2 tRNA genes and 3 rRNA genes are annotated in these 2,553 nt (G+C 51.6%); all 5 read left to right on the top strand.

The window, feature by feature from the left end:
• Positions 1 to 75 (top strand): 16S ribosomal RNA (locus BLS14_RS32210); the annotation flags it as partial.
• Positions 76 to 176: 101 nt separating this feature from the next.
• A 5S ribosomal RNA gene (rrf, locus tag BLS14_RS32205) occupies positions 177 to 293 on the top strand.
• A gap of 37 nt (positions 294 to 330) precedes the next feature.
• Positions 331 to 407: transfer RNA gene (locus tag BLS14_RS32200), tRNA-Ile, on the top strand.
• A gap of 22 nt (positions 408 to 429) precedes the next feature.
• A tRNA-Ala gene (locus BLS14_RS32195) sits at positions 430 to 505 on the top strand.
• 199 nt (positions 506 to 704) lie between these two features.
• Positions 705 to 2,553: ribosomal RNA gene (locus tag BLS14_RS32190) — 23S ribosomal RNA — on the top strand; the annotation flags it as partial.

The following is a 2,553-nucleotide window of genomic DNA, read 5'->3' as shown; positions in this document are numbered from 1 at the left end:
AAGGTGGGATAGATGATTGGGGTGAAGTCGTAACAAGGTAGCCGTATCGGAAGGTGCGGCTGGATCACCTCCTTTCTATGGAGAATCGTTTCCCGCGTGGAAACATTCAAATATGCAGTTTAGCTGCAAAAACTACTCACTCGTTGCTCAGTTTTGAGAGCTCAAACTCTCAAACGTTTGGTGGCGATAGCGAAGGGGTTCCACACGTTCCCATCCCGAACACGACCGTTAAGCCCTTCAGCGTCGATGGTACTTGGACCGCAGGGTCCTGGGAGAGTAGAACGTCGCCAAGCGTAAACCCATTACGGGTTTCAATATCATATATAATGTGGGCCCTTAGCTCAGTTGGTTAGAGCGCACCTCTGATAAGGGTGAGGCCGGTGGTTCGAGTCCACCAGGGCCCACCATGTATACCTTAAAATCTAATATGGGGCCATAGCTCAGCTGGGAGAGCGCCTGCCTTGCAAGCAGGAGGTCAGCGGTTCGATCCCGCTTGGCTCCACCAACAAGATTTTACAAGCTTGTTCTTTGAAAACTAGATATCGAAACGAAAATTGCGAATTAGAACATTCCTTTAAGCTGATCTTGTGTAAACAAGTGAAGTGTTTATAAGGTAGATTGCATGAGCGAGTGATCGAAATGGAACGACTTTTGGCTTTGCGTAAGCAAAACAAGGGAAGAGACAGCTCGAACACGAGCGATATGGTTAAGCTACTAAGAGCACACGGAGGATGCCTAGGCGCTAGGAGCCGATGAAGGACGTGGCGAACAACGAAACTGCCTCGGGGAGCTGTAAGCAAGCTTTGATCCGGGGGTGTCCGAATGGGGAAACCCAGCTGGGGTAATTTCCAGTTACTCATAACTGAATACATAGGTTATGTAGAGGCATACCAAGGGAACTGAAACATCTAAGTACCTTGAGGAAGAGAAAACAATAGTGATTCCGTCAGTAGCGGCGAGCGAACGCGGAGAAGCCCAAACCAGAGAGCTTGCTCTTTGGGGTTGTGGGACATCTCACATGGAGTTACAAAGGAACCGGTTAAGCGAAGAGGTCTGGAAAGGCCCGCCAAAGAAGGTAAAAGCCCTGTACTTGAAAGTCTGTTCCCTCCGAGATGTATCCCGAGTAGTGCGGGGCACGTGAAACCCCGTATGAATCCGGCAGGACCATCTGCCAAGGCTAAATACTTCCTAGCGACCGATAGTGAAGCAGTACCGTGAGGGAAAGGTGAAAAGCACCCCGGAAGGGGAGTGAAATAGAACCTGAAACCGTGTGCTTACAAAAAGTCAGAGCCCGTTTTAGGGGTGATGGCGTGCCTTTTGTAGAATGAACCGGCGAGTTACGTTCCCGTGCAAGGTTAAGGTGAAGAGCCGGAGCCGCAGCGAAAGCGAGTCTGAATAGGGCGACTTAGTACGTGGACGTAGACCCGAAACCGGGTGATCTACCCCTGTCCAGGGTGAAGGTGCGGTAACACGCACTGGAGGCCCGAACCCACGCATGTTGAAAAATGCGGGGATGAGGTGGGGGTAGCGGAGAAATTCCAATCGAACTCGGAGATAGCTGGTTCTCCCCGAAATAGCTTTAGGGCTAGCCTCGGAAAACAGAGTCGTGGAGGTAGAGCACTGATTGGGTGCGGGGCCCGCAAGGGTTACCAAGCTCAGTCAAACTCCGAATGCCATAGACTTACTTCCGGGAGTCAGACAGTGAGTGCTAAGATCCATTGTCAAAAGGGAAACAGCCCAGACCATCAGCTAAGGTCCCCAAGTGTGTGTTAAGTGGGAAAGGATGTGGAGTTGCACAGACAACCAGGATGTTGGCTTAGAAGCAGCCACCATTGAAAGAGTGCGTAATAGCTCACTGGTCGAGTGACTCTGCGCCGAAAATGTAACGGGGCTAAACACACCACCGAAGCTATGGCTTGATGCTTTGCATCAGGGGTAGGGGAGCGTTGTATAAGGGTTGAAGGTGTACCGTAAGGAGCGCTGGACATTATACAAGTGAGAATGCCGGTATGAGTAACGAAAAGATCAGTGAGAATCTGATCCGCCGAAAGCCTAAGGGTTCCTGAGGAAGGCTCGTCCGCTCAGGGTAAGTCGGGACCTAAGGCGAGGCCGAAAGGCGTAGTCGAAGGACAACAGGTCGAAATTCCTGTACCACCGTAAGCCGTTATGAGCAATGGGGGGACGCAGCAGGGTAGTGACGCGGACTGATGGATGTCCGTCTAAGCAGTGAGGCTGATGTGTAGGCAAATCCGCACATCGTTAAGGCTGGGCTGTGATGGGGAGCGAAAATTATAGTAGCGAAGGTCATGATCTCACACTGCCAAGAAAAGCCTCTAGCCAGGTGATGGTGCCCGTACCGCAAACCGACACAGGTAGGCGAGAAGAGAATTCTAAGGCGCGCGGAAGAACTCTCGTTAAGGAACTCGGCAAAATGACCCCGTAACTTCGGGAGAAGGGGTGCCCCGGTAGTGTGAATAGCACGAGGGGGCCGCAGTGAAAAGGCCCAAGCGACTGTTTAGCAAAAACACAGGTCTGTGCGAAGCCGTAAGGCGA

Source organism: Paenibacillus sp. OK060 (genome assembly GCF_900101205.1).
Lineage (GTDB): Bacteria > Bacillota > Bacilli > Paenibacillales > Paenibacillaceae > Paenibacillus > Paenibacillus marchantiae.
This window is presented reverse-complemented; position numbering and strand designations above follow the sequence as displayed.